The sequence below is a fragment of the Streptomyces sp. NPDC127108 genome, assembly GCF_042677545.1.
Classification (GTDB): Bacteria; Actinomycetota; Actinomycetes; order Streptomycetales; family Streptomycetaceae; genus Streptomyces.
The window spans coordinates 220,771-244,436 of sequence record NZ_JBHXTE010000001.1; the positions used below are offsets into that span (position 1 = coordinate 220,771).

Consider the following 23,666-nt stretch of genomic DNA (forward strand, 5'->3'; position numbering starts at 1 on the left):
CGACCAGCAGGGAGGAAACCGATGTTCGTTCCCCTCAAGGGATCCTGGGCCTTGATATTCGGCGTCTCCAGCGGCATGGGCAAGGAGACCGCGCGGGCCCTGGCCGACGCGGGCTGCAACATCATCGGGGTGCACTTCGACCTGGCCGAGGGGCAGCGGCGGGCGGAGGAGTACGCCGAGTCGCTCGCTGACCTCGGTGTGGCGGCGCACTTCTTCAATCGCAACGTCGCGGCGAAACAGACCCGCGCGGAACTCGTCCCCGTCATCCGAGAGCTGACGTCCGGCGCCGGGACCCGGGTCGTCCTGCACTCGGTCGCCTACGGCACGCTGACGACCCTCCTCCCGGCGCGGGACGGCCCGCAGGACGAGGCCCCGGAGGTCACGCCCAAGCAGCTCACGATGACCGTCGACGTCATGGGGCACAGCCTCGTGTACTGGATCCAGGACCTGGTGAGGGCGGCGTTGCTGCCGCGCGGGGCGAAGGTCTTCGCCATGACCAGCGCGGGCGGGACCCGCGTCCTTCCCGGCTACGCGCCCGTGTCGGCGGCGAAGGCGACGCTGGAGGCCCACGTCCGCGACCTGGCGGTGGAACTCGCGCCCCAGGGCGTGGCGGTGAACGCGATCCGGGCGGGCACGACGATCACCCCGGCCCTGCGGAAGATCCCGGGCAGCGAGAAGCTCATCGCCCACTGCCGGGAGATCAACCCCGGCGGCCGGCTGACGCGTCCCGAAGACGTGGCCGAGGCCGTCGTCACCCTGTCCTCCTCCGACTCGTCGTGGCTCACCGGAAACGTCATCGGAGTCGACGGCGGAGAAGCCCTCGTCGTCTGAACAGCGATCGAGTCGTCCGAACCGCGATGCGAAAGGAGAGCCGCACCATGACGGACCACCGGACAGCCGGAGTCGACCTCGAGGACCTGCGCGCGCTGATCGCCGAAGAACTCGAACTCCCCGTCGAGGAAGTGACCGACGAGGCCGACCTGAAGAACGACCTCGACGTGGACTCCCTGACCGCGATGGAGGTCGCCGTCCAGATCGAGAAGAAGTACCGCATCAAGATCGACGAGGAGGAGATCCCGTCCCTCACCTCGCTGACGATCATTCACCGGCTCGTCACCACCAAGGTCGAGGGGACCTGATGGCCGCCGGGGACAGGCCGGTCGCGGTCGTCACCGGCGGGTCGCGCGGCATCGGGCGGGCGGTCGTGCTCCGCCTCGCGGCCGACGGCTTCGACGTGGCGTTCTGCTACCTGTCCAGCCGGGAGAAGGCCGACGAGGTCGCGGCCGCGGCACGCCGCGCCGGGGCGCGGGTGCTCGCCCGCAGGACCGATGTGTCGGTCGCGGGCCAGGCCGAGGAGCTCGTGTCCGCGGCCGAGGCCGAACTCGGCCCCCTGGGGACGGTGGTGGCCAATGCCGGTGTCGTGCGCGACCGGCCGCTGGCCCGGATGGCCCATGAGGAGTGGGACACGGTGGTCCGCACGAACCTCGACGGCACGTTCCACATCTGCCGTGCCGCGGCGCGCTCACTGATGCGGCACGACAGCGGGACCCTCGTCACGATCTCCTCGGTGGCAGGCGTGTACGGCAACGTCGGCCAGTCGAACTACGCGGCGTCGAAGGCCGGGATCATCGGGTTCACCAAGTCGCTCGCGAAGGAACTCGGCCGGTTCGGCGTACGGGCCAACTGCGTGGCCCCCGGCATGATCACGACGGACATGACCGATGACCTCGGCGAGGCCAAGCGCAAGGAACAGCTCGACCGGATCCCGCTGCGCCGTCCCGGCACCCCGGACGAGGTCGCCGACCTGGTGTCCTTCCTGGTGTCGGGCCGCTCCGCCTACATCACGGGACAGGTTCTGGGCATCGACGGTGGCTTCTCGCTCTGACGCCTGGCCGCCGAGGGGCCGATCCCTCGGCGGCCAGGGGCTGGTGCCTCACCGTCGAGGGCCGGCACGGCCCGTCGCCTCGGCTACTGGAACAGCTCGAAGGACACGTGCGGGGACAGCGCCCGCAGGAAGTCGTCCGCGTCGAAGAGCTCGCCCGCCGACGCGACGCCGGTCGTCCTGGTGCGCCCGGTCAGGACGCGCGCGACCGCCTCCACGGCGAGGGGCGCGCTGACGGCGTAGATGTCCTGGCCCCGTGCCACGGCGCGGCGTTCCTCGTCGCCGGAGCGCACGACGACGTCGAGGAGGAAGGTCTGCGCGGAGCGCCCGCTCTCGTCGACCGGGGCAGGCGCCGGTGTGTCCGCGGCCGCGAGGTCACGGACGGCCTCCACCGTCATGTAGCTGCGCACCTCGGGCACGGGCAGATGGCTGGGGATGGTGACGGCGTCGGCCATCGTGAACTCCCCGATCACGGCCCGGGTGCCCATCGGGCCCGGGAAGTCCCACTTCAGGGTGGGTGCTTCGTCGTCGCGGTACTCCAGGCGCCCGTTCGTGTAGAGGACGCGGCGGCTGTCCCTGCGCTCCCGGGAGACCGCGCCCGCGGTGCGCGTCCCGGCGGTGGGGTGCCAGCTGCTGAGGCCGTACGCGATGTGCACCTCGTCGGCCGCCGTCCAGTCGCCGAGCGCCGCGGTGGCCAGCAGGTCGCCGAGACCGCCGTAGAAGGCCATGGCGGGCACGATCACCGCTCCCTCGGCGCGGGCCCGGTCCGCGTAGCGTGCGAACGTGTCGACGTTGGCCTCGATCTCGGCCGCCACGTCGACGTACGGGACGCCCGCGCGCAGCGCCGCCTCGATGAGCGGGGCTGCCGTCGTGGCGAAGGGCCCGGCGCAGTTGATCACGGCGGCCGTGCCCGCGAGCGCGCGGTCCAGCGAGTCCGCGTCGTCGACCGTCGCCGGGCGGACCTCGAGCCCCTCGTGCGCCGCGGCCAGATCGCGCAGCTTGTCCGCGTCGCGACCGGACAGGACCGGCACGAACCCGCGGTCCCTCAGCTCCGCCACCACGAACCGCCCGGTGTGCCCGTACGCGCCGAACACCAGCACCCGCTGTCCCGTACCCATGACCTCGACCTCTCCCCGTTCTCCGTGTGATCCGTGTGATCCGTGTGATCTGTGCGATCTGTGCGATCCGCGTGATCCCTGTGATCCGCGTGATCCAGTACGACCATCCTGGCGGCCGTGAGCGGTCACGACGAGTGTCTGGAACGACATGCCACGTACAATTTCCGACATGGAAACAGTCGCGCTGGCCGTCACCGACGGAATGATGCCGTTCGAACTGTCCGTGGCGTACGAAGTGTTCGGCTCCGCTCCGCCGAGCGTGCCGGGGCCGTGGTACGACCTCACCGTCTGCGGTACGGGCGCGGTGCGGGTCGGCCGGTTCACGCTGGAGCCCGACGAGGGCCTCGACCGGATCCGGCGCGCCGACACCGTCATCGTCCCCGCCTGGGCGGACGTCGACATCGCCCCGCCCGCCGACCTGATCGCCGCGGTGCGCGCGGCCCACGAGGCGGGCGCGCGGGTGGCGTCCCTGTGCACGGGCGCGTTCGTCCTGGCCGCCGCCGGGCTCCTGGACCAGAAGCGGGCGACGACGCACTGGGCGCACACCGATGTCCTGGCCGAGCGCTACCCGGAGGTGGAGGTCGACGCGGACGTCCTGTACGTGGACAGCGGGAGCGTGCTCACCTCCGCGGGCAAGGCGGCCGCCCTCGATCTCTGCCTGCACCTGGTCCGCGTCGACCGCGGCTCGTCGACGGCCAACGCCGTCGCCCGCCGCCTGGTCGTCCCGCCCCACCGGGACGGTGGCCAGGCCCAGTTCGTCGCCACGCCGGTGCCCACCCAGTCCCACCATCCGCTCGCCGCCCTCTTCGCCTGGGCGGTCGAGCGGCTCGACCAGCCGCTGACGGTGGAGGACCTGGCGGGCCGGGCCGGGATGAGCTCGCGCCATCTGACCCGGCACTTCCGGGCGGCGACCGGCACCACTCCACTGCAGTGGCTGCTCACCCAACGGATCCACCGCGCCCAGGAGTTGCTGGAGACGACGGACGACAGCGTCGACGCCGTCGCCGAGGCCACCGGCATGGGCACGGCCACGACACTGCGCCGCCACTTCAACCGGACGGTCGGCGTGCCGCCGGACACGTACCGGCGTACGTTCCGCGCCCGATCCGGCCCCGGCCCCGGCGTGTGACCCGGACGCGACAGCGGGAACCTGCCCTGCGGGCGGCCGGAGCGGCAGACGTACCATCCCCGGGACATGACGACGCCGCCGGACCCCGGGAGCACCCCCATCCACGCCAGCCAGGCCATCCGCCCGTTCCGCATCGACATCCCCCAGGACGCCCTGGACGATCTCCACGCACGCCTCGACCGGACCCGCTGGCCCGACGAGCTGCCCGGGGTGGGGTGGGACTACGGCATTCCGCGCGGCTACCTGAAGGAACTCACGCACTACTGGCGGCACGCGTACGACTGGCGGGCGGCGGAGTCACGGCTGAACCAGTGGCCGCAGTTCACCACCGAGATCGACGGCGCCACCGTCCACTTCGCCCACGTCCGCTCCCCCGAACCCACCGCGACGCCGCTCCTGATGACCCACGGCTGGCCGGGGTCGGTCGCCGAGTTCCTCGAGGTCGCGGGCCCGCTCACCGACCCGCGCGGGCACGGCGGCGACCCCGCCGACGCCTTCCACCTGGTCCTTCCGAGCATCCCCGGCTTCGGCTTCTCGGGCCCCACACGGGACACGGGGTGGGAGTTCCAGCGGGTGGCCGCCGCGTTCGCCCAGCTGATGGAGCGCCTCGGCCACGACCGGTACGGGGTCCAGGGCGGCGACTGGGGCGCGGGGATCTCGCGCGAGCTGGGCCGGATCCGACCGGACCGGGTCATCGGCGTCCACCTGAACCTGCTGCCGAACTCGACCCCCACGCGGGAGCCCGCACCCGAGGAGCTCGCGGCCCTCACTGCGGACGAGCGCGAGCGCACGCTGGCGTCATGGGCGCGCTTCCAGGCGTGGAGCCGAGACCGGCAGGGCTACGCGGACATCCAGTCGACCCGCCCGCAGACCCTGGCGTACGGCCTGACGGACTCGCCGGTGGGCCAACTGGCCTGGATCGTGGAGAAGTTCAAGGAGTGGACCGACTCCGGGGACCGCCCGGAGGACGCCGTCGACCGCGACCAGATGCTCACCAACGTCATGCTGTACTGGCTCACCGGCACGGCCGGGTCGGCGGCCCGCATCTACTACGAGCGGGCGCACGCCGACTACCAGGGCACCCCGCCGCGGCCCTCGCCGACGCCGACCGCGCTGGCCGTCTTCCCGCACGACAACTTCGTACCGCTGCGGCATATCGCGGACCGGACCAACAACATCGTGCAGTGGACGGACCATGACCGCGGCGGGCACTTCCCCGCGATGGAACAGCCGCGACTGCTCGTCGACGACATCCGCCGGTTCTTCCGGGCCCTGTAGCAAGGCCGGGCGGCGGGTGCCGAGACGGCCGTCCCCGCACCCGCCGCCTCATGCGATCCGGCTGCCGGTCGGTCCTACTTCCCGGCTGTTCCGGGCTTTCCGCCGAGGGACTCCTGATAGATGTCCGCGTGGGTGCGCGATTCCTTGATCAAGCCGTCACAGAAGGCGGCGACGTCGTCGCCGATGAGTTCCAGCACTCCCTTGCGCGCCGCGACGCCCCCCTCGAAGAAATCGACGATCCCCGGGAGCAGGGGCCCGTCGGGCAAGTCGACCGGTCCGACCTTGAAGAAGTACTTCTGCATCTCCTTGTAGACGATCTGGTAGTCCGGTGGCAGCGCCTTGACCCGCGCCTGGTGCGCCCGCCACTCCTTCTTGCCCTCGATGATGTCCTGGATTCCCACGTCAGCCTCCCAGCCGGCCCAATTTCCTCGCGACGTTCCGGTTCAACTGCTCGCGCCACCTGTCCCGGTAGTCGCGGGACCCCTCGCCACCGGCCAGCGCCGCACAGAAGCCCTTGATGTCGCCGCCGAGTACCTCGTGAACGGACTGCCCGTCCGCCGCCGTCTCCTCTAGGAGCCCCAGGGCGCCGTCGAGGATCGGCATCAGGTTGCGGCCCGTGAAGTCCCCGTAGGGGGTGAGGTGGAGCTTGATCTGGCCCCACGCCTCCTGGTAATCGGCCGGCAATGCCTCGGCCCGGACTTCGAACGCCTTGTATTCCCTGGTGAGGTCGCTGCCGGTAATGGTTTCCCAGAAAGTCATCGCCCGCCCTCCTTCAGCTTGTCGATTCGTGAGGAGAGGTACTGCCATTTCATCCAGAACCTCCCGAGTTCTTCGCGGCCCGCGTCGTTGAGTGCGTAGAACTTGCGCGGCGGACCCTTTCCGGACGGCTTCTTCGTCACCTGTACGAGCCCGTTCTTCTCCAGGCGCAGCAAGATGGTGTAGACGGTCCCCTCGACGACGTCGGTGAAGCCGAGTTCGTTCAGCCGACGCGTGATGGCGTACCCGTAGGTCTCCTCGCCGCCGATGATTTCGAGCACGCAGCCTTCGAGCGTGCCCTTCAACATCTCCGTCAGGTCGTCCATCGAGGACCTCCCCTCCGATCCCCCAGTACTGCGTAGCACCGAGTACCACTACACAGTATCACGGAGTAGCTCGACAGACGGGAAGCGACCACACGAGGCTCCGCCCACACCACCCTCCACACACGGGGCTCCGGCCCCCACTGCACAGCGCCCTGTCCTGACGCCACCCGTGCCACTACATTTGACGTCATGACTGCCATCACTCTGCGGATCCCCGACGCGATGGACCAGCCGCTGCGGGACGCCGCAGCCGACGCGCCGTCGCTGAACGACTACATCCTGCGAGCCGTACGTCGGCAGATGACGCTCGACGCCGGCCGCAAGCTCGCCCTCCTCGCGCCCCTCGACCTCGACGGCGAGGGCGACTCCCTGTGACGATCGGCAAGGGCGACGTCTGGGACGTCGACACCGGCAAGGGCAACCGCACGGTGCTCGTCGTCAGCCTCGACGGCCTCGCCGAGGCGTACGGCGCCGTGGTCGCCCTGGTCCTGCACGCCCCCGCCGTGCACCCCGACACCGCGATGAGCGTGCGCCTGACCGCGCCGGTCGACGCCTCGGTCGTCGCGGTCAACGTCCTGCAGCTCTCCGCGTCCCGGTTCGAGACGGGCACGCTGCTCGGCAACATCGGCCCCGAACAGCAGTCCCTCGTCGACAACGCGCTCCGCGCCGTACTCGACCTCTGAGCCCGTGCGGTGCCTCAGCACCGCCTGATCGCGCCCTCGGTGAGGGCGGCCAGGTCGCGGTATCCGTCGACCGCCATGGTGAGGTCGGCCTCCGCGAGGATCGACCGCAGTACGTGCACGATGCCGTCGACGCCGCCCAGGGCGAGGCCGTAGGCGTAGGGGCGGCCGATGCCGACGGCGCTCGCGCCGAGTGCCAGGGCCTTGACCACGTCCGTGCCGGTGCGGACGCCGGAGTCGAAGAGCACCGGCAGGTCACCGGCCGCTTCCACGACGCCGGGCAGGCAGTCGATCGCGGGCAGTCCGCCGTTGGCCTGGCGGCCGCCGTGGTTGGAGCAGTAGATCCCGTCGACGCCGTAATCCCGGGCCCGGCGCGCGTCCTCGGGGTGGCAGATGCCCTTGAGGATGAGCGGCAGGGTGGTCAGGGAGCGCAACCAGGTCAGATCGTCCCAGGTCAGTGACTTGCCGAAGACACCGGCCCAGTGCAGCACACCCGCGCGGGGGTCGGCGTCGAGGTCCGCGTCCACCTGGGAGCGGAAGTGCGGGTCGCTGGTGTAGTTGGCCAGGCACTGGCCGCGGAGCTGCGGAAAGTTGGACGTGGCGAGGTCACGCGGCCGCCATCCGGGCAGCCAGGTGTCGAGCGTGACGACGATCCCGGCGAACCCGGCGGCCTCGGCCCGGCGCACCAGGCTCTCGGCCAGATCGCGGTCGGTCGGGGTGTAGAGCTGGAAGAGTCCGGGGGTGCCGGAGAACTCGGCCGCGACGTCCTCCAGGGGGTCCACGCTCAAGGTCGAGGCGCACATCGGCACGCCGGTGCGGGCCGCGGCGCGCGCGGTCGCCAGGTCTCCGTGGCCGTCCTGGGCGCACAGCCCGACGACGCCGATCGGGGCCATGAAGACGGGGGCCCGCCAGCGGGTCCCCCACAGCTCGACCGACAGGTCCCGTTCGGTGGCACCGACGAGCATCCGCGGCATCAGCCCCCAGTGGTGGAACGCCTCGGTGTTGGCCCGCTGGGTGTGCTCGTCGCCCGCGCCGCCCGCGACGTACGACCACACCGAGGGAGGCAGCGCCTGACTGGCACGTGCTTCGAGTTCCGCGAACGTCATCGGCAGGGTGGGCAGGACACCGCCGAGACCGTTGAGGTAGATCTCGTTCTGGTAGTTCCCGAACGGCGGGTGTGTCACGGGCTGCGTCCCCTCATGATGGCGCGCGGCACGTGGGAGCCCGGGGCGAGAGGCCGGGCGGCCGCCGCGCGGGTGATCGGCTGCCGCGCAGCGTAGGCGATCTACGAAGTCACGTCACCAGGGCGGGGCGCGCCGCCGGGAGACAAGGCCGTGCACCTCAGTCGAAGCGCAGGATGCGCGGGGCGAAGGTCCCCTCGGGGCCCCCGGCCCGGCCGACCGCCCACACCGTCGCCGTGCCCGGTACCGACGCGAGGCGCAGCGAAGAGGAGTCGCCCTCGCCCGCCACCACCGGTTCGCTGTACTCGGTGAAGGACTTGCCGTTCCAGGCGAGGAAGTCGGGGCCGGGGATCAGCGGCGGCGTGCTGCCCGGCGGGCCCCACTTCAGCGAGCGGGCCACCGCGATCCAGCCGAGTTCGCCGGACGCGGTGGGCGCCAGTGAGGTGATCCCGCCGAAGTCGGCGGGTATGCCCACCCGGTTCCACGTCTGGCCGTCGAAGCGGACGAGGAGGGGCGGAATCGGCCGGCCCGGCGGGCCTCCGACGAACCCGCCCGTGCCGCCCGCCCACACCTCGGTCGGCGAGACCGCCAGGATGCTGCCCACGGCCGACCGCGGGAACCCGTCCACGCGCGTCTGCTGCCACGCCTTCCCGTCCCAGTGCGACACGGCCGCGCCGTCGTTGGCGGCGCCCGCGGCCCAGACGTCGTCGGCCGCCTTGACGTGCAGGCCGTACACGACTCCCGGCGGCACCGGCATGTCCTGCCAGCCGCGTCCGTCCCAGCGCAGCAGTGCCTGCCCGCCGTCCTTGCCACCGATCAGCCAGGTCTCGCCGCCGCCCGCGACGACCTTGTCGAGGCGGACCCCGCTCGGCGGTCGGCTGTCGCGCCAGGAGGTGCCGTCGAAGCGGAGCAGACGGCTGCCTCCCGCCGAGTCGCGGCCGACGGCCCAGCCGGAGGCCGGCGAGGCCGCGGCGATGGAGAGCAGCTCGCCCTGCCAGCGGATCCCGGGCAGGCTCTGGCGCTGCCACCCGGTGCCGTCCCAGCGCAGCACCAGAGGGAAGCCCGGCGCCTCCCGGCCGACGGCGTCGGCACCCACCGCCCAGGCCCGGTCGGGGCCGAACGCCACGGCCTCGTTCAGGGCGCTCTGCGGGCGCAGTTGCGCCGGGACCGGGACGTGCTGCCAGGACGGGGCCTGCGCCGCGGCCGCGCTCATGACGGCCACGAGGGTCATGGCGACGGCGAGGGCGGCGACGAGGAGCCTGCGTGGGACCGTCGGTCTCGGTGCCACGGTCGGTCTCAGAGCCATGGTCGGTCTCGGTGCCATGGTCAGCCTCCCAGCCGCTCGCTCATCAGGTTCGGTTTCGAGCCGTAGATCTCGACGGTCCCGAAGGACAGGAGTGCGGACCCGGCCTTCGCCAGTGCGCGGGGTTTGACGTCGATCGCGTTGGTGCGCTCCGGGCCGCGCGTGAAGGTGGTGCGGCGGCCGTCCACGCGTGCGTACTTCGACTGGAACGCGCGGTCGCTGCGCACGGGCAGCCACAGCGCCCCGTCCGGGCCGCGCACCATGTTCTCGGTGTAGGTGTCGCCCAGGGGCGGGTAGGTGGTGCGCCAGGTGTGGCCGTTCCAGGTCATGAGGTAGGTGCGGGCCACGCCGTCGGTGAACTGGCTGCCGCCGATCGTGACGCGGCCGGAGCGCTCGGGCAGGATCGTGTGCACATTGCTGTTCGGCGGCAGCGGCACGTCCGCGTACCGCCACCCCGTGCCGTCGTGGCGCAGGACAGTCCTCTCGCCGGTGCGGGTGCTCGCCCAGGCCCAGACGTCGGTGGAGGTGCGCGCGGTCACGCCCATCAGGAACAGCACGTCGTCCGGGGTGGACTCCGTCCTCCAGCGGGAGCCGTCGTAGTGCAGCACCTTCAGCCCTGTGTCGTCCTCGCCGACCACCCAGGCGCCGCCCGGTACGGCGGTGAAGTCCTGGTAGACCCACAGGGTCTGCGGCAGCGGGACGGCGCTCCACCGTCCCGCAGCCGACCGGCGCAGGATCTCGCCCTCACCCGCGCGGTTGTGGAAGATCCACACCTCGTCGCCGACGAACTGGACGTCGCCGAGCCAGCCCGGCTCACCGGCACCGGGGAAGGTGGTGTCCCGGCTCCACTCCGCGCCGTCCCACCGGTACAGCGCCGGCTTCAGATCGCCGAACTCGCCCTCGTACGCCGTCGCCCACGCCTCGCGCGGCCCGCGTGCGGCGAGGTCCTTGACGGTCACCGGCGGGGCGGCGGCGGGCACGGGCAGCGCCGACCAGCCCGGCGTCACCGCCGCGGCCTGCGGCGCGGGCGCGGTCGGCGACACCACCGCGGCACACGCGAGCACGAGACAGACCAGGAGCGCACGGAGACCGTTCACGAAACCCCCCAGGACGTGAAGGTCGCAGAGCCTATTGGCGTTGCCCACCCGTGAACAGTCGGCATTCGGCCATCACCGTTCCCTTTGGGGGCCCGTGGCTCCAGGAGTCGCTAGCGGCGCCCGCCGCACTCCCAGTCGTGGACCTCGATGTCCGCGTACCGGTCCTCGGTCAGCACGGCGCGCGCCGCGTCCGCGTCCTCGGCCTGCAGCAGCACCGCCGTGCCCAGCCAGGTGGCGCCGTCGTCGGACAGGAGCGGCCCGTAGGCGATCAGGTCGTCCCGGTCGGACGGCACTTCGGTGTCGGCGGCCGGTCCTGAGCCGAGGCCGAGGACCAAGTACCGATTGCCGCCGGTCAGTCCGCCGGGGAAGTCCCACATCGTGCGCCCCAGCAGGTTGCGCCAGCGGCGAAGCAGCACGTCACGGTACGCGCCGGCCTGGTAGTTGGGCTCCTCGAAGGCGAACGCGCGGGCGGCGGCGGGGTCCGGGGCGTCGACGATGTGCACGCTGCCGGTGGGCGTCTCGCCGTCGGCGGCGAAGCACGGGCCGCGCGCGATCAGCTGCTTGGCGAAGTCGTCCATGTAGGACCAGTGCGCCTCCTGCAACTCCTCGCGCAGGGGCAGGGATGCGGGCCGGTCCCGGTGGTAACAGAAGAATTCCATGTGGAGAGACTCTCCCAACGTACGACTGTGATCAACTGGCAGGGGGCCCGGGCTTCAGTCCGTGGCCGGTCTCCGGTCCGTGGCCGGGCGTCAGTCCGTGGCCCAGGGCTTGAGCTTCTCCGGGTTCCGTACGGCCCAGATGTGCTTGATGCGGTCCCCCACGACCTCGAACGCGAACACGCCGATGGTGGCGCCGTCCTGCTGCGCGACCAGGCCCGGTCGGCCGTTGACCGTGCGTTCCAGGAACAGCAGGTCCGGCACCCGGCCGACGATGCCGATCAGGCCGTGGGCGATCTGCTCGCCGCCCGCCACCGGGTGGAGCGAGGCGGCGACACGGCCACCGCCGTCACCGGTCGCCCTGGCATCGGGGTCGAGAAGGCCGATGAGGGCGGTCAGGTCCTTGGCCTGCCACGCCTGCTTGAAGTCCCTGACGACTCCCGCCTGTTGGGCGGCCGGGGTCGTGGGAGGCGCCGAGTCGCGGACCCGGCGCCGGGCCGACGAGGCAAGCTGACGGCAGGCCGCGGGGGTCCGGCCGACGATGTCCGCCACCTCGGCGAAGGAATAGCGGAAGACGTCGTGCAGGATGAACGCGACGCGTTCGGCCGGGGTCATCGACTCCAGGACGACGAGGAACGCCATGGTGATCGACTCGTCGAGGGTGACCCGGTCCGCCGGGTCGGCGGTGGCCGTGGCGGCACCCGACCGCCCGTCGACCCACTCGGCACGACCGGGCAGCGGCTCGGGGATCCACTCGCCCACGTAGCTCTCCCTCCTGACCCGTGCCGAACGGAGCAGGTCGAGGCAGATGCGGCTCGCGACCTTCGTCAGCCAGCCGCCGGGCGACGCGATGGCCTCCTGCTGCGGCAGGGACATGGCATACCAGCGGGCGTACGTCTCCTGCACCACGTCCTCGGCGTCGGCGAGCGATCCCAGGAGCCGGTACGCGACGCCGATCAGCTGCCGTCGCTCGCTCATGATCGCGTCGAGGCCCGGATCGAGCAGTCCGGGTCCGGAGTCGGAAGGGGTGGTCATGGTGCGGTCGGCTCCCTCGGTCGTGTGCGCGGTCACCTCTACGACGATCCGGCCCCGCGAAATGTGAGATCGGGGCCGCACCGGGCTCACATCTCGCCGGGCTGTGCCGTCGGTGAGGTGTCGCGGCCACGTCGGCGGCCACCTCCGCACGGCTTCCGCCCCGACACTCGTCCGCCCCGCCATCACGCGCCCTCTAGGAGCAACCCACCATGACCACCACGACCGTCCTCAGCGAGCTGGCCGGCGACTACGTCCTCGACGCCGCCCGGAGCCGGACCGGGTTCGTCGCCCGGCACACCATGGGCACCAGGGTGCGTGGCCACTTCGAGGCCTTCGAGGGCAGCGCGCACCTGGACGGCGACGACCCGTCGAGGTCGAGTGCCGAGCTGACCGTCCGGGCCGCGAGCATCCAGACCCACAACCCGAAGCGCGACGAGCCCCTGCGCACCAAGTTCCTGGACGCGGACGCCTACCCGTACCTCACCTTCCTGTCGACCCGGGTGGCCCAGGTCGACGGGACCCGCTTCGAGGTCACCGGCGACCTCACCGTCCGGGGCGTGACCAAGCCGGTCACCGTCGGCTTCGAACTGACCGGCGCCGAGCAGGACCCGGCGCACGGGCTCCGGGTCGCCTTCCGGGGCAGCGTCACGATCAACCGCAAGGACTGGGGCGTGAATTGGAACGCCGCGACCGGGGTCATGGTCGCGGCGTCGGTGACGCTGGAGTTCGACGTCGTCGCGGTCCGCCGGTCCTGACCCGCCCGTTCCATGTGCGACGCGTCGCCGTCGGCGTACCGCGGCGCAGGCTGTGACCATCCCAAGATTCACTCGTTTGACGGAGGGCAGCGGCAGATGTCATCAGCCTTTGGGAGGCGACCTCTCCATGCCCACGTCCGACGCCCGCACCTCGGGTCCCGCACAACGGATCTCTCTCGGCCAGGCCGAGGCGGCCCTCGTCGACCGCTACACCAACCTGGTGCGCCTCGCCTATCTGATGCTTCCGGTCGCGCTCTCCCGGCACCGTCGCGTCCTCGTCGCGCACGCACTGGTACAGCGCGCGCTGCCGGGGTCCTGGAGCTTCCGTTCGCGGGACACGACCGCGCGGGTCCCCGCCCAGCGCAAGGGCGGCGAATCCTCCGGTGCGACTTGGCTGCTCCTTCAGGTCGTGCGGGCGGCGTTGGCGTACGAGCGGCGTCCGCGCGGCTGGCCGAAGCGGCTGCCGCCGCCGAGGGCGCTGAGGCTGGTGCTGCCCGTGGTGTGGGGGCTGCGGCTGTTCCCGCGGGCGGGCAGTGTCGACGAGGTCGCGCTCGGGCAGGCCTGCGCCCAGTTCTCCCCCGCCGCCCGCGCCGCGTTCGTGCTGCGCCGCCTCGACGGGCTCGCGGACGCGGAGGTCGTGGAGCTCCTCGACGCCTCGGGCGCCGAACGGCCACGGGACGCACTGCGCGCCTCGTACCGCCTGGAGGAGACGGCGGGACCCACGGCCGAATCACTGCTGCGGTCCCGGGAGTTCGACGCCTGCTCCGTGCAGACCCGCCCCACCGACCTGCTGCGCCGCAGGCGCCGGGTGCGGCTCGTCTGGACAGCGGTGGCGCTGCTGCTCCTCAGCGGCCTGGTACTGACCGGCCTGGAGGCGAAGGGCGGCACGGAGTCCAGCCCCTCCACGGGGCCCGCGGCGGCCACCGCGGACCGGCTGCTCCGCACCCCCGCCGCGGAGTGGGCCGACACCGCCCGCGTCGACTTCACCGCCTGGCCGCCCCGCGGACCACGGACGGACGACCGCGCCCTGCTCGGCCGCGCCCTCGCGGTCTGGAGCGACCCGGGCCGCGGCGTGCGCGTCACGTCCGCCCCGGCCACATCCACGGAACCGCCGGGCCGGGCACCGAGGTTGCTGTACGCCGGTGTCGTCGACGGCCGGACCGTCGTCCTCTTCCACGACGCCGAGCGCGTCATCCGGTACAGCGAGGACTCATCCGGCGACGAGCCCGCGCTCGACTTCGCCCGCGCCGACAACGCCGGCGTGACCACGGCCGCCGCGGTCGCCGTCAGCCGCGACGACGGCCGCACCCGGTACCTCACCGCGCCCTGGATCGCCGAGACGCACACCCGTGACCTGCTGCGGCCGACCGCCGCCAGCACACCCTTGAAGGTCTCGGCCGACGGGGTCACCGCCCCCGTGCCCGACCCTGCCATCGGCCGCTCCTGCGACGCCTGGCCCGCGCTGCAACTGCGCTCCTCCTCGCGCATCGTGGAGAAGCACGCGTTCCTGGTCACCGACCTGGGCGGCCTGCTGCCCGTCCATCTGACGTACACGCCGCTGCCCGGCTCCCGCGCCCCCGCGCGCCAGCCTCGCGAGGCCATGAGCCCGCAGGCGCTTGCCGGTTGGGCGCGGACCGCCTGCCAACTGCCCGAGCTGCGTCGGGGCACGCGGTCGGTCAACGTCTGGGACTTCGCCGAGCAGGACCTGCCGGAGAACGACGGGCGGGCCCTGTGGTCCTGCGCCCGCGCCACCACCTGGCGCGGCCCCGGCGACGTGCTCCTCCAGTTCAAGGCACCGGCCGCGCGGGCCACGGCTCCGGCTCCCGTGATCGCCCGCGCCCGGTCCACCGCCGCCTGCGGCCGCTTCGGCCAGCACGTCGTGGCGAGCACCACCTGGCGGGCGGACTCGGGCAAGCGGTATCTGCTGGCCGCCGGGAGCCGCGAGGTCACCGGCATCGACGTCACGGGGGACGTGGACGTCTCCGAGCCGGGCCGGACCCTGGCGGAACCGGCACCACGCGACGCGCACGCCCGGGTGCGCGCCCGGCTCAGCACCGGCGAGACCTTGGCCCCGCCCGGGGCGTGACCGAGATACGCGCCAAGGGGCAACCGGAGATGGTGGTGGACTTCGTCCGGCGTGCGGTGGTTCCTGCTGCTCTTCCGTGAGGATCCGACTGGGCCTCGGTCAGTCGATGCCTTCGACGATGCGGAAGTCGCGCTCGACGCCGTCGGAGAGGGCGGCCAGCGCCTCCTGGTAGGCCGCACTCTCGTACGCCGCGACGGCCTGCTCGAAGCTGTCGAACTCGACCAGGACGGTGCGCTCGGCAATTCCGGCGTCACGCGCCACGACCCGACCGCCGCGGACGAGCGTCCGCCCGCCCGCGGGCGCGACGGCCAGACCGGCCAACTTGTTGTAAGCAGCCAGCTTCTCAGGGTCGGAAATGGTGCGGTAGACGCTGACCCAGTAGCCCTTGGGCATGGAACCTCCAGAGTTGAGATGAGTGCATCTGACTTACGGGACTTGCGGGTTGGCGGTCTCGGACGAGCGTCGGCGGGCGAGAACGAGGCTCGCCAGCGTCGTGATCGCCATGGCGCCGATGCCAAGCACGCCCATCGCCACGAACAGTTCGGCCAGGTCCGACCGGGCCGCCGCGAACAGGACGAACCCGCCGCCGACCACGACGGCGCTGCCGGCCAGGAGCTGGGGGTCGGCGATTCGCGTCCGGACCCGCGGCGTGAGCTTGCCGGCGACGAAACCAAGGACCGAGAACGGGATGAGGACCAGCCCGGCGACGAAGGTCGTAAGACCGAAGCCGTAGCCGGCGCCGTGCGGCGTGCGGCGTGCGGCGTGCGGCGTGCGGCGTGCGGCGTCTGCGCGTACCGGGTGATGAGCGTGAGCAGGAGGTACATGCCGATCCCGCCGACGAACATGGCGAGGTTCGCCCCGGCGACCGCCGGGTGCCGCACCGCCCGCACATCGACCAGGGGCGTCGTGCTGCGCAGCTCGATGACGGCCCAATCGTGGCCCGCCGGTGCGGACCGGCTCCGAGCCGGCCCAGGACCGGCGTCGCGACGGCACCGCTGAGCAGCGCGACGGTCAGCGTCCACTGTGCGCTGCCGAGCGAGACGTGGAACGAAGCCGCCACGCTGGTGATGAGCGGCGTCCCGAGGCTGGCGACCGCCGCCACGACCAGAGCGATGAACATCAGGGCGGGGACTAACAGCCGCGCCTCGGAACGCGCCACCGGTAACGGCTTCACCGCGGCCCCGTCGACCGGCTGTCCGGTCACTGCTTCGGCCCTTCGCGGTCCTGGCTTTCGAGCTCCGCCAAATGCCTCAGCGCCGGAAGGGCCGCCACCAGCGCCTCGACCTCGTCGCCGGTGAGCCCGCCGATCAACCGCTCGAACGCGTGGACGCCCGCCTGGCGCCGCGTCCGGACATAGGAGGCGCCGGCCTCGGTCAGGCACACCAGCGTGACCCGCTTGTCGGACGCGTCGCCCCGCCGCTCGACCATGCCGGACTCCTCCATCACTCGGACCAGGGCGGTCATCGCGGGCTGGGTGACGCCCTCGACCGCGGCCAGATCGGTGATGCGCCGCGGGCCGGTCCGATCCAGGGTGGCCAGGGTGGCGGCGGACGTCAGGCTCATGTCCCGGGGCAGGCGTCTCGCGGCCCTGGTGGCCAGGCCGTAGAGGGCTGCCCCGATGGCGGCGGACGCGCCAGGAGCGGCGCCTTGACGACTCACGCCAGAAGCATAGCACTTTTATATTCATAGTTTATGGACATGGTCGACTGGCGGGGCGGGGTTGGTGATGGTTCTTGTGGGCCCTCGCCGTAATTCAGAGGGATACCCGAGCTGTTCTGCGAGCGGCAGAACACCGGCCGGGCCGGGCTCAACGATCACTACAGTCCGGTCTCATGACGACGATCACGACGCGTGCGGTCGAGTATCCGGCCGACGGTTTGACGATGGTCGGGCACCTCGCGCTCCCGGCCGGTGTCGACCTCCGGCCCGCGGTGCTGCTCGGACCAGAGGGCATGGGGCTCAGCGATGTCGAGCGCCGCCGGGCCGATGCTCTCGCCGAGCTGGGATACATAGCGCTGGCCTTCGACCTTCATGGCGGGCGCTATCTGGGCGACCCCGAGGAGATGCTGGCCCGCTGCCTGCCGTTGCTCGCAGACCCCGACCGGATGCGGGGCATCGGCCATGCGGCGCTCGACGTGTTGCGCACCGAACCGCGGACCGACCCCGACCGGATCGCCGCCGTCGGCTACGGCACCGGGGGCGCCGTCGGGCTGGAACTCGGGCGCGACGGCGTCAACCTGCGCGCGATCGGGACAGTCAACGCAACTACCACGGGCCGACCGGGCGAAGCGGCGCGCATTCGCTGCCCGGTGTGGGCCGGGGTCGGGTCGGAAGACCCGATCATGCCGCCCGCGCAACGGAACGCGTTCACCGCCGAGATGCAGGCTGCGGGCGTCGACTGGCGCCTCACGGTATACGGCGGCGCCTTGCACGCCTTCCACCACCCGCCGGTCGACCACCCCGCGGTCCCCGGCGTCGGCTACCACCCACGGCACGCACAACGAGCCTGGCGCGACGTCGTCGACCTGCTCGCCGAGTGCCTGCCCGTGACGGGGGATCTGGGGCATGCCCCGGATAAGCAGGCCGGCCCCGGGCACTGGACTGCTTGAACAGGCGAAAGGTGTGTTCCAGACCGGATCTGCGCAGCTAGCTGGTGGCAGAGTCCAGTACGTCGTAGCTGGCGTGCCCCTCGAAGAACGGGGTACCTGCGGCAACGGGACTGGTGCCGAATCCGGAGGCCAACGCGGTGGCGCCCTGCCCTGTCAGCGTCATCGGAACCGCCTCCGCCTTGACCTTGGTCAGGGAGAGCGTCACTCCCGCGTCGGTTGAGGTGAACATCTCGATGCGCCTGCCCTGGTGTTCCACGGTCCAGGAGGCACGCCGTTCGAGGTGCTGCCGGAGGGCAGTGGGCCGACGCGCGGGTGTCGGTGCGGGTGGTTAGCGTGGCGCTATGGCCTACGACGAGGTGCTGGCTGAGCGGGTCCGGGAGCGGCTGGGCGCGGCGGATCTGGATGCTGCGGAGAAGAAGATGTTCGGGTCGATGTGTTTCCTGGACCGGGGGAACACGGTGGCGGGGGTGGACGGGGACGATCTGTTCGTACGGGTCGATCCGGACGACCTGAGCGATGCGCTGGCCCAGCCCGGTGCGCGGCCCTTCGAGTCCCGTGGGCGGACGGCGGGCGGCTGGGTGTACGTGGCGGGCGAGGTGCTGGACGACGAGGTCCTGGACGAGTGGCTGCGGGCGGCCTGGGACGCCACGGCGGGGCTGCCTCCCAAGTAGGAGGTCAGGGGTTGTCTCCGGTGAGGGCGCGGGCGGCGCGGAGCAGGAGGTGTGCCGAGTCCTCCAGCTGGGCGGCGAGTTCGACTGCGGTTTCTGTGGTTTCTGTGGTTTCTGCGCTTTCCCGGGTCTGCTCGAAGGTGCTGGTGGGGTCCAGGCGCAGGAGCTGGGCGGCGAGTTGGTGGGGGGTGTTGGCGGTCAGGTCGATGGTGCTGGTGCGGTCGTCGACGGGGTGGACGCGGTCGGGCAGGGACCAGGTGCGGGCGTATTCGGCGGCGGCGTCGGCGGGCACGGTGGCGCGCACGGTGTAGCGGGTGGGGGCGGCGGCGATGCGCTGGGCGAGGTAGGTGGCCGGGTCGGGGGCGGGGAGTTCGCGCGGGGCGGTGCGGCGGCCGGTGGGGGCGGGTTCGGTGAGGCGGTCGATGCGGAAGGTGCGCCATTCGGTGCGGTCGGTGTCGTAGGCGATCAGGTACCAGTAGCCGGCGGCGGTCACCAGGGCGTGCGGTTCGGCGCGGCGCGGGCCGGTCGTCCCGTCGTGGGTGGTGTAGGTGAAGGTGACCGTCTCGTGGTCGCGGCAGACGGTGGCCAGCGTGGCGAGGACGGCGGGGTCGGCGCGTGCGCCGGTGGTCCAGGAGACAGGGGTGGTGGCGTTCTGCAGGGCGTCGACCTGGTGGCGCAGGCGGGCGGGCAGGACGTGGCGCAGCTTGGCCAGGGCGCGTACGGCGGTGTCCTCGACGCCGGTCAGGCCGGTCCCGTACGCGGTGGCGGTGGAGAGCACGACGGCCATGGCCACCGCCTCTTCGTCGTCCAGGAGCAGGGGTGGCAGATCGGCGCCCGCGGCCAGGCGGTAGCCGCCGTGGTGGCCGGTGGTGGCCTCGACCGGGTAGCCCAGTGCACGCAGCCGGTCGATGTCACGGCGGATGGTGCGCAGGGTGACACCGAGACGCTCGGAGAGTTCGGCGCCTGTCCACTCGCGTCGGGTCTGCAGCAGGGACAGCAGGCGCAGCATCCGGCCGGGCAGGTCCTGGGGCATGGCACGTCCTCGATGGGTCCCTTGAGCGGTTCGTTTCAGATTGCCAGGCTTTGGTGCCGCGAGATGTCCTAAAAGGCTCCTAGCGTGGATCTTGTCGGTGGTCATGAAGCATCCCGGCGCTTCGGCACCCGGCCACGGCCGGTGCGCGCCCGGCGGCGGCCCCCCTCCTGAGCGGCCCCCGCCGCCCTCATCCCCTGCCAGCCTCGCTTGAAAGGACAGCGCCATGAGCACCCCCGCTGGCGGCAGTGTCGTCTGGATCGAGATCGACACCGCCGACGTCACGGCTGTGAAGGACTTCTACTGCTCCCTCTTCGGCTGGAGCTTCCCCGCCATGCCCACCCCCGACGGCGGTACGTACCACCTCATACAGCCCGCCGGTGCCCCCTTCCCCACGGGCGGCATCATCGAAAGCGGCTCCGGGGAACGGGAGGGCATCGTCCTCAGTGCCGTCTCGATGGACGTGGCCGGTGACGCGGCCCGGCTGGGGGGCCTGGGAGCGACGGTGGTCGTGCCGCCGAGCAAGGCGGCCGACGGCGGCGACTACGCCCGCCTGACCGACCCGCGCGGCAACCTCTTCGCCATCTGGACCCCGCCGGGCCCGCCGCCCGGGGTGGACCCCGCTCAGCTCGACGCGAGCGCGTTCGCGCCGAAGCCCGGCTCCCTGGGCTGGTTCGAGATCGGCACACGTGACCTCGATGCCACCCGGACCTTCTACGCCCAGGGGCTCGGCTGGAGCTACGAGCCGGACCCCGGCGTGCCCGGCGAGACCTACGACGGCGTCCGCGCGGGCACGGCGCAGCCCAGCGGCGGCCTGCGCGAACTGGGCCAGGCCAAGGGCGTGGCGGACTACGCCATGCCGCTGTTCCTGACCGAGGATGTGCCTGCCACGGCCGACCGGGCCGTCGCCCTCGGCGCGCGCGTCGACGACGCCCCCACGGTCACCGCCTACGGCCTCACCTTCGCCCGCCTGACCGACCCGCGCGGCAACCGCTTCGGCCTCTTCGCCCCGCCCAAGGGCTGACCCGCCACCGGGCCCGGCCCCGCGGCCGGGCCCGCCCCGCCCGCTCGCGGCACGCGCTCGACGGGGCCTTCGCGCACAACAGACCAGGAGAAGACCATGAAGATCGCTGTTCTGGGCACCGGCGGCGGCGCCCGCGCCCACATCGCCAAGCTCACCGGACTGGGCCACGAGGTCCACGTCGGCACCCGCGACCCGAAGGCCACGCTGGCCCGCACCGAGCCCGACATGATGGGCACCCCGCCGCTCGGCCCCTGGCTCGCCGACCACCGCGGCGTCGAACTGCACACCTTCGCCGACGCCGCCGCCCACGGCGACCTGGTCGTCAACGGAATCGACGGCCGCAACGCGGTGGCCGCCCTGTCCGCCGCCGCCGAGCAACTGGCGGGCAAGACCCTCATCGACTACGCCGTGCCCTACGTCTACAACCCCGACATCGAGCGCCCCTGGCCCACCCCGTGGGGCGTCAATCCGATCCTCGACCCGTGCGACAGCGACAGCCTCGGCGAACAGATCCAGCGGGCCCTGCCCGACACCAAGGTCGTCAAGGCGTTCGTCACCCAGGAACAGGAGACCGTCGTCAACCCGAAGGCCATCGGCGGCGGCGACCACACCATGTTCCTCGCCGGCGAGCACGCCGACGCCAAGCAGCAGGTCACCGATCTGCTGAAGTCCTACGGCTGGACCGACATCCTCGACCTCGGCCCCCTCGTCGCCGCCCGCGGCATGGAGATGTACGCCCATATGCACGGCGCCATCGGCTTCGCCCTCGGCTTCGGCACCCACTTCGGAATCAAAGTCGTCCGCTGACCGGAACCTGCCTCGTCACTCGATCCTGACGTTGCCCCAGCACCCTCCTGTGCCGAGCGGCTCGGGGAATGCGTCGGCACGGATTTAAGGAGAACCAACCCTCCCTCAAACACCCCGTGTACGGCAGATGCACGCTCAACGAGCCCTACAACCACCCGCCGCGCTCCACGTGTCGAAACCTGCGAAACCCACGCCGGTGCCGCCGGCAAGCCCTCGCCGCCGGCACCGGCGGCACCGACACACGACACCAACGGAGCTCCCGTGCACCTGCGTTCCCGCTTACCGGTCGCCCGCCTGACCGCGACCACCGCACTCGCCCTCGCCACCCTGGCCCTGGGCATGGCGCCCGCCCACGGCGCGGACACCGCCCGCACGACCGACGGCCCGCCGGAGGCCGCCTACACGGTGAGCCTCACCAGCAGCGACAGCACGACCGACTACGCCCACCGGGACGTCGACCTGACCGGCACGGTGTCCCGCGCCGACGGCACCCCCGTGGCCGACGCGCCGGTCAAGCTGCTCAAGTCCGTGCTGTACGACACCTGGAACCCGTGGGGCGACCCCATCGACCCGACCGAGCGGGAGACCCTGAACCTGGGCACGGTCCGCACGGACGCCAAGGGGAACTTCACGCTTCGCGACGTCAAGGCGGACCGCTGGGAGGACAGGAACAGCGTCTTCCTGTTCCCCCGCCACCGCGTGGAGTTCCAGGCCTCCTACGACCCGGGCGACCCCACGGACAACGAGATCTACTTCGGCGACACCACGGTCGCCGCCCAGCCGGTCGCCAGCAAGATCACCTACAAGGTCAACCGCACCAAGGTGCGCAAGGGCGACACCCTGATCGTCACCGGCAAGGTCACCTGGCCCGCCGGGCACGGCCCCGTCGCCGGCACCCGCGTGCTGCTGCGGACGTACTACGAGTCGGCGTACAACGCGCAGACCAAGACCGACGCGAGCGGGAAGTTCACCGTCCGCGCCAAGATCCGCGACTACGACAACGAGTTCGTGGTCTTCTCCGCGCCCAAGGACTACTACATCGCCAGGGCCGCCAAGGACCTGCCCGTCAAGAACGTCACCAGGCCGGTCACCACCGGCGTCACCCGCTGACCGAAAGGCCGCCGGGCGGGGGCGGCACGTGCCCCGCCCGGCCACTCCTGCGCATCGGCCCGGCCGCGCCCTGGGCGACCGGCGCGGGACCGCTCGTGGCGCCCACGGTATCCGCCGGTGAGGTACCTGCCGGTTCCCATCCGAAATCTAGCTTGGGTTCTCGCCCCACTGTCCAAGGCCAGGAGAGTCATGCGAGTCATCACCCAGGAGTCACTCGGCGGTCCCGACGTCCTCACCGTCGTGGACGCGCCCGAGCCCCGGCCCCTCCCGACCGAGGTGCTCGTCCGCGTCAGGGCGATCGGCCTCAACCCGCTGGAGGCACGCCTGCGTGCCGGTGAGTTCCCGCTGATCGGCGAGCCGCCGTTCGTCCTCGGCTGGGACGTCAGCGGCGTGGTCGAGGAAGGGCCGCAGACGTGGCGGTTCCGGCCCGGCGACGAGGTGTTCGGGATGCCGCTGTTCCCGCGGGCGGCGGGCACGTACGCCGAGGTCGTGGCGGCACCGGCGCTGCACCTGGTGCGCAAACCGGCGTCGCTGTCGCACGTGGAGGCGGCGGCGCTGCCGCTCGTCGGGCTGACGGCGTGGCAGGGCCTCGTCGATCTCGGCGGCGTGAGCGAGGGCGACCGCGTCCTGGTCCACGGCGGTGGCGGCGGGGTCGGCCACGTCGCGATCCAGATAGCGAAGGCGCTCGGCGCGCACGTGATCACGACCGCAGGCGGGGCCAAGCGGGCATTCGTCGAGGGGCTCGGCGCCGACGAGGTGATCGACTACACGGCGGTCGACTTCACCGAGGCGGTCCGGGACGTCGACGTCGTGCTCGACACGATCGGCGGCGACACCGTCGAACGGTCCCTCGACGTGCTCCGCCCGGGCGGTCATCTGGTGACGGCGGTCGCCGAGGAGGACACGGCGCTCATCGCCACGTACGAGGCGGCCGGCCTGCGCTTCAGCGGCATCGCGGTCGACCCCGATCCGGTCGCCCTGCGAGGTCTCGTCGACCTCGTCGAACAGGGCGGGCTCCGGGTCCACGTGCAGAAGACGTTCCCCTTCGAGCACGTCGCCGACGCGCACCGGCTGCTCGACGGCGGTCACCTCCAGGGCAAGCTCGTCCTCACCCTCTGATCGACGGAGGCCGTGCT

Annotated in this window: 29 protein-coding genes; 16 read left to right on the forward strand and 13 right to left on the reverse strand. The window is 72.0% G+C overall.

Features of this window, described 5'->3' with window-relative positions; all coding sequences use genetic code 11:
- Positions 1-21 precede the first annotated feature (21 nt).
- The 3 genes from ACFVHO_RS00930 to fabG are packed head-to-tail and all read left to right on the forward strand — an operon-like array spanning position 22 to position 1,885.
- Entirely contained in the window at positions 22-831 is an 810-nt protein-coding gene (locus tag ACFVHO_RS00930) for an SDR family oxidoreductase (RefSeq protein WP_385708217.1), read from the forward strand.
- A gap of 47 nt (positions 832-878) precedes the next feature.
- Positions 879-1,139 (forward strand): acyl carrier protein, encoded by a 261-nt coding sequence (locus tag ACFVHO_RS00935; protein WP_385708220.1) that lies wholly within the window; start codon positions 879-881, stop codon positions 1,137-1,139.
- The gene (gene fabG, locus ACFVHO_RS00940; RefSeq protein ID WP_385708223.1) at positions 1,139-1,885 is read left to right on the forward strand and encodes a 3-oxoacyl-ACP reductase FabG; all 747 of its coding nucleotides are present in this window, start codon (positions 1,139-1,141) and stop codon (positions 1,883-1,885) included. The genes ACFVHO_RS00935 and fabG overlap by 1 nt, the downstream gene beginning before the upstream one ends.
- Before the next feature lie 83 nt (positions 1,886-1,968).
- Here fabG and ACFVHO_RS00945 read toward each other — a convergent pair whose 3' ends face one another.
- Positions 1,969-3,000 carry a saccharopine dehydrogenase family protein gene (locus ACFVHO_RS00945; RefSeq protein WP_385708226.1) on the reverse strand — a complete coding sequence of 344 codons (1,032 nt, stop codon included), beginning with the start codon at positions 2,998-3,000 and terminating at the stop codon, positions 1,969-1,971.
- Positions 3,001-3,169: 169 nt separating this feature from the next.
- Here ACFVHO_RS00945 and ACFVHO_RS00950 point away from each other — a divergent pair, with 169 nt between their 5' ends.
- Together ACFVHO_RS00950 and ACFVHO_RS00955 are read left to right on the forward strand one after the other, a co-directional pair.
- The gene (locus ACFVHO_RS00950; RefSeq protein ID WP_385708229.1) at positions 3,170-4,129 is read left to right on the forward strand and encodes a helix-turn-helix domain-containing protein; all 960 of its coding nucleotides are present in this window, start codon (positions 3,170-3,172) and stop codon (positions 4,127-4,129) included.
- A gap of 66 nt (positions 4,130-4,195) precedes the next feature.
- Entirely contained in the window at positions 4,196-5,407 is a 1,212-nt protein-coding gene (locus ACFVHO_RS00955; RefSeq protein WP_385708232.1) for an epoxide hydrolase family protein, read from the forward strand.
- Positions 5,408-5,481: 74 nt separating this feature from the next.
- Here the strand turns inward: ACFVHO_RS00955 and ACFVHO_RS00960 are convergent, their stop codons facing one another.
- The 3 genes from ACFVHO_RS00960 to ACFVHO_RS00970 are packed head-to-tail and all read right to left on the reverse strand — an operon-like array spanning position 5,482 to position 6,489.
- Positions 5,482-5,808, reverse strand: a complete 327-nt coding sequence (locus tag ACFVHO_RS00960) for a DUF1048 domain-containing protein (RefSeq protein WP_385708235.1) — start codon at positions 5,806-5,808, stop codon at positions 5,482-5,484.
- Between the two features lies 1 nt (position 5,809).
- On the reverse strand, positions 5,810-6,166 hold the full coding sequence (locus ACFVHO_RS00965) for a DUF1048 domain-containing protein (protein WP_385708238.1): 357 nt from the start codon (positions 6,164-6,166) through the stop codon (positions 5,810-5,812).
- A complete protein-coding gene (locus ACFVHO_RS00970) occupies positions 6,163-6,489 on the reverse strand; it encodes a PadR family transcriptional regulator (protein ID WP_385708240.1) in 327 nt (108 codons plus the stop codon). The genes ACFVHO_RS00965 and ACFVHO_RS00970 overlap by 4 nt, the downstream gene beginning before the upstream one ends.
- Positions 6,490-6,678: 189 nt before the next feature.
- Between ACFVHO_RS00970 and ACFVHO_RS00975 the strand changes: the two genes are divergently transcribed.
- A complete protein-coding gene (locus ACFVHO_RS00975; protein WP_385708244.1) occupies positions 6,679-6,864 on the forward strand; it encodes a hypothetical protein in 186 nt (61 codons plus the stop codon).
- Positions 6,861-7,172: a hypothetical protein gene (locus tag ACFVHO_RS00980; protein ID WP_385708247.1), complete on the forward strand. Its 312-nt coding sequence runs from the start codon at positions 6,861-6,863 to the stop codon at positions 7,170-7,172. Before ACFVHO_RS00975 ends, ACFVHO_RS00980 begins: the two co-directional genes overlap by 4 nt.
- A 14-nt stretch (positions 7,173-7,186) precedes the next feature.
- Here the strand turns inward: ACFVHO_RS00980 and ACFVHO_RS00985 are convergent, their stop codons facing one another.
- The 5 genes from ACFVHO_RS00985 to sigJ all read right to left on the reverse strand — a co-directional run bounded on the left by ACFVHO_RS00985 (position 7,187) and on the right by sigJ (position 12,441).
- Positions 7,187-8,353 carry a lactate 2-monooxygenase gene (locus tag ACFVHO_RS00985; protein WP_385708250.1) on the reverse strand — a complete coding sequence of 389 codons (1,167 nt, stop codon included), beginning with the start codon at positions 8,351-8,353 and terminating at the stop codon, positions 7,187-7,189.
- Between the two features lie 157 nt (positions 8,354-8,510).
- Positions 8,511-9,638, reverse strand: coding sequence for a hypothetical protein (locus ACFVHO_RS00990; RefSeq protein WP_385708253.1), 1,128 nt, complete (start codon positions 9,636-9,638; stop codon positions 8,511-8,513).
- 38 nt (positions 9,639-9,676) lie between these two features.
- Entirely contained in the window at positions 9,677-10,750 is a 1,074-nt protein-coding gene (locus ACFVHO_RS00995; RefSeq protein ID WP_385708255.1) for a hypothetical protein, read from the reverse strand.
- Positions 10,751-10,860: 110 nt separating this feature from the next.
- A complete protein-coding gene (locus ACFVHO_RS01000; protein WP_385708257.1) occupies positions 10,861-11,409 on the reverse strand; it encodes a YciI family protein in 549 nt (182 codons plus the stop codon).
- A gap of 90 nt (positions 11,410-11,499) precedes the next feature.
- A complete protein-coding gene (gene sigJ / locus ACFVHO_RS01005) occupies positions 11,500-12,441 on the reverse strand; it encodes an RNA polymerase sigma factor SigJ (protein WP_385708259.1) in 942 nt (313 codons plus the stop codon).
- Between the two features lie 209 nt (positions 12,442-12,650).
- Here sigJ and ACFVHO_RS01010 point away from each other — a divergent pair, with 209 nt between their 5' ends.
- Together ACFVHO_RS01010 and ACFVHO_RS01015 are read left to right on the forward strand one after the other, a co-directional pair.
- Entirely contained in the window at positions 12,651-13,196 is a 546-nt protein-coding gene (locus tag ACFVHO_RS01010; protein ID WP_385708262.1) for a YceI family protein, read from the forward strand.
- Between the two features lie 127 nt (positions 13,197-13,323).
- Positions 13,324-15,282, forward strand: coding sequence for a hypothetical protein (locus ACFVHO_RS01015; protein WP_385708265.1), 1,959 nt, complete (start codon positions 13,324-13,326; stop codon positions 15,280-15,282).
- 99 nt (positions 15,283-15,381) lie between these two features.
- Here ACFVHO_RS01015 and ACFVHO_RS01020 read toward each other — a convergent pair whose 3' ends face one another.
- Entirely contained in the window at positions 15,382-15,675 is a 294-nt protein-coding gene (locus ACFVHO_RS01020) for a DUF1330 domain-containing protein (RefSeq protein WP_385708268.1), read from the reverse strand.
- A gap of 18 nt (positions 15,676-15,693) precedes the next feature.
- Between ACFVHO_RS01020 and ACFVHO_RS01025 the strand changes: the two genes are divergently transcribed.
- Positions 15,694-16,281, forward strand: coding sequence for a hypothetical protein (locus ACFVHO_RS01025; protein WP_385708271.1), 588 nt, complete (start codon positions 15,694-15,696; stop codon positions 16,279-16,281).
- A gap of 201 nt (positions 16,282-16,482) precedes the next feature.
- Here the strand turns inward: ACFVHO_RS01025 and ACFVHO_RS01030 are convergent, their stop codons facing one another.
- Positions 16,483-16,845 (reverse strand): MarR family winged helix-turn-helix transcriptional regulator, encoded by a 363-nt coding sequence (locus ACFVHO_RS01030; protein WP_385708611.1) that lies wholly within the window; start codon positions 16,843-16,845, stop codon positions 16,483-16,485.
- Positions 16,846-17,114: 269 nt separating this feature from the next.
- Between ACFVHO_RS01030 and ACFVHO_RS01035 the strand changes: the two genes are divergently transcribed.
- Entirely contained in the window at positions 17,115-17,891 is a 777-nt protein-coding gene (locus ACFVHO_RS01035; protein WP_385708274.1) for a dienelactone hydrolase family protein, read from the forward strand.
- A gap of 37 nt (positions 17,892-17,928) precedes the next feature.
- Here the strand turns inward: ACFVHO_RS01035 and ACFVHO_RS01040 are convergent, their stop codons facing one another.
- On the reverse strand, positions 17,929-18,120 hold the full coding sequence (locus ACFVHO_RS01040; protein WP_385708276.1) for a hypothetical protein: 192 nt from the start codon (positions 18,118-18,120) through the stop codon (positions 17,929-17,931).
- Positions 18,121-18,232: 112 nt separating this feature from the next.
- Here ACFVHO_RS01040 and ACFVHO_RS01045 point away from each other — a divergent pair, with 112 nt between their 5' ends.
- Positions 18,233-18,562 (forward strand): TfoX/Sxy family protein, encoded by a 330-nt coding sequence (locus ACFVHO_RS01045; protein ID WP_385708279.1) that lies wholly within the window; start codon positions 18,233-18,235, stop codon positions 18,560-18,562.
- A 4-nt stretch (positions 18,563-18,566) separates the two neighbouring features.
- On the opposite strand, the gene ACFVHO_RS01050 is transcribed toward ACFVHO_RS01045, so the two are convergent.
- Positions 18,567-19,592, reverse strand: coding sequence for a helix-turn-helix transcriptional regulator (locus tag ACFVHO_RS01050; RefSeq protein ID WP_385708281.1), 1,026 nt, complete (start codon positions 19,590-19,592; stop codon positions 18,567-18,569).
- 223 nt (positions 19,593-19,815) lie between these two features.
- On the opposite strand from ACFVHO_RS01050, the gene ACFVHO_RS01055 reads away from it, so the two are divergent.
- The 4 genes from ACFVHO_RS01055 to ACFVHO_RS01070 all read left to right on the forward strand — a co-directional run bounded on the left by ACFVHO_RS01055 (position 19,816) and on the right by ACFVHO_RS01070 (position 23,649).
- A complete protein-coding gene (locus tag ACFVHO_RS01055) occupies positions 19,816-20,613 on the forward strand; it encodes a VOC family protein (protein WP_385708284.1) in 798 nt (265 codons plus the stop codon).
- Between the two features lie 96 nt (positions 20,614-20,709).
- Positions 20,710-21,420, forward strand: coding sequence for an NADPH-dependent F420 reductase (locus ACFVHO_RS01060; RefSeq protein WP_385708287.1), 711 nt, complete (start codon positions 20,710-20,712; stop codon positions 21,418-21,420).
- Between the two features lie 261 nt (positions 21,421-21,681).
- Positions 21,682-22,530 carry an acyl carrier protein gene (locus ACFVHO_RS01065; RefSeq protein WP_385708290.1) on the forward strand — a complete coding sequence of 283 codons (849 nt, stop codon included), beginning with the start codon at positions 21,682-21,684 and terminating at the stop codon, positions 22,528-22,530.
- Between the two features lie 189 nt (positions 22,531-22,719).
- Positions 22,720-23,649, forward strand: a complete 930-nt coding sequence (locus ACFVHO_RS01070) for an NADP-dependent oxidoreductase (RefSeq protein WP_385708293.1) — start codon at positions 22,720-22,722, stop codon at positions 23,647-23,649.
- Positions 23,650-23,666: the final 17 nt, after the last annotated feature.

Excerpts from the sequence above, each read along its gene's own strand:
- ACFVHO_RS00930 (WP_385708217.1), top strand. The coding sequence starts at position 22 with ATGTTCGTTCCCCTCAAGGGATCCTGGGCCTTGATATTCGGCGTCTCC.
- ACFVHO_RS00935 (WP_385708220.1), top strand. The coding sequence starts at position 879 with ATGACGGACCACCGGACAGCCGGAGTCGACCTCGAGGACCTGCGCGCG.
- fabG (WP_385708223.1), top strand. The coding sequence starts at position 1,139 with ATGGCCGCCGGGGACAGGCCGGTCGCGGTCGTCACCGGCGGGTCGCGC.
- ACFVHO_RS00945 (WP_385708226.1), bottom strand. The coding sequence starts at position 3,000 with ATGGGTACGGGACAGCGGGTGCTGGTGTTCGGCGCGTACGGGCACACC.
- ACFVHO_RS00950 (WP_385708229.1), top strand. The coding sequence starts at position 3,170 with ATGGAAACAGTCGCGCTGGCCGTCACCGACGGAATGATGCCGTTCGAA.
- ACFVHO_RS00955 (WP_385708232.1), top strand. The coding sequence starts at position 4,196 with ATGACGACGCCGCCGGACCCCGGGAGCACCCCCATCCACGCCAGCCAG.
- ACFVHO_RS00965 (WP_385708238.1), bottom strand. The coding sequence starts at position 6,166 with ATGACTTTCTGGGAAACCATTACCGGCAGCGACCTCACCAGGGAATAC.
- ACFVHO_RS00970 (WP_385708240.1), bottom strand. The coding sequence starts at position 6,489 with ATGGACGACCTGACGGAGATGTTGAAGGGCACGCTCGAAGGCTGCGTG.
- ACFVHO_RS00975 (WP_385708244.1), top strand. The coding sequence starts at position 6,679 with ATGACTGCCATCACTCTGCGGATCCCCGACGCGATGGACCAGCCGCTG.
- ACFVHO_RS01000 (WP_385708257.1), bottom strand. The coding sequence starts at position 11,409 with ATGGAATTCTTCTGTTACCACCGGGACCGGCCCGCATCCCTGCCCCTG.
- sigJ (WP_385708259.1), bottom strand. The coding sequence starts at position 12,441 with ATGACCACCCCTTCCGACTCCGGACCCGGACTGCTCGATCCGGGCCTC.
- ACFVHO_RS01010 (WP_385708262.1), top strand. The coding sequence starts at position 12,651 with ATGACCACCACGACCGTCCTCAGCGAGCTGGCCGGCGACTACGTCCTC.
- ACFVHO_RS01015 (WP_385708265.1), top strand. The coding sequence starts at position 13,324 with ATGCCCACGTCCGACGCCCGCACCTCGGGTCCCGCACAACGGATCTCT.
- ACFVHO_RS01020 (WP_385708268.1), bottom strand. The coding sequence starts at position 15,675 with ATGCCCAAGGGCTACTGGGTCAGCGTCTACCGCACCATTTCCGACCCT.
- ACFVHO_RS01025 (WP_385708271.1), top strand. The coding sequence starts at position 15,694 with ATGAGTGCATCTGACTTACGGGACTTGCGGGTTGGCGGTCTCGGACGA.
- ACFVHO_RS01030 (WP_385708611.1), bottom strand. The coding sequence starts at position 16,845 with ATGAGCCTGACGTCCGCCGCCACCCTGGCCACCCTGGATCGGACCGGC.
- ACFVHO_RS01035 (WP_385708274.1), top strand. The coding sequence starts at position 17,115 with ATGACGACGATCACGACGCGTGCGGTCGAGTATCCGGCCGACGGTTTG.
- ACFVHO_RS01040 (WP_385708276.1), bottom strand. The coding sequence starts at position 18,120 with ATGTTCACCTCAACCGACGCGGGAGTGACGCTCTCCCTGACCAAGGTC.
- ACFVHO_RS01045 (WP_385708279.1), top strand. The coding sequence starts at position 18,233 with ATGGCCTACGACGAGGTGCTGGCTGAGCGGGTCCGGGAGCGGCTGGGC.
- ACFVHO_RS01050 (WP_385708281.1), bottom strand. The coding sequence starts at position 19,592 with ATGCCCCAGGACCTGCCCGGCCGGATGCTGCGCCTGCTGTCCCTGCTG.
- ACFVHO_RS01055 (WP_385708284.1), top strand. The coding sequence starts at position 19,816 with ATGAGCACCCCCGCTGGCGGCAGTGTCGTCTGGATCGAGATCGACACC.
- ACFVHO_RS01060 (WP_385708287.1), top strand. The coding sequence starts at position 20,710 with ATGAAGATCGCTGTTCTGGGCACCGGCGGCGGCGCCCGCGCCCACATC.
- ACFVHO_RS01070 (WP_385708293.1), top strand. The coding sequence starts at position 22,720 with ATGCGAGTCATCACCCAGGAGTCACTCGGCGGTCCCGACGTCCTCACC.